The organism is Salinicola sp. MH3R3-1, assembly GCF_001937155.1.
GTDB classification, from domain to species: Bacteria; Pseudomonadota; Gammaproteobacteria; order Pseudomonadales; family Halomonadaceae; genus Salinicola; species Salinicola halophyticus.
The window spans coordinates 1-201 of record NZ_MSDP01000061.1; the positions used below are offsets into that span (position 1 = coordinate 1).

At 49.8% G+C, this 201-nt stretch carries 1 rRNA gene; it reads left to right on the forward strand.

What is annotated here, in order from left to right:
• Nucleotides 1-201 (forward strand): 16S ribosomal RNA (locus BTW08_RS18240); the annotation flags it as partial.

The window sequence follows — 201 nt, forward strand, 5'->3', positions numbered from 1 at the left end:
GAAATACAGCCGCTCAACGGTTGAGGTGCCATTGATACTGTAGAGCTTGAAACAAGTGGAGGCTGCCGGAATGGATGGTGTAGCGGTGAAATGCATAGATATCATCCAGAACACCGATTGCGAAGGCAGGTGGCTACGTTTGATTTGACACTGAGGCACGAAAGCATGGGGAGCAAACAGGATTAGAAACCCCTGTAGTCC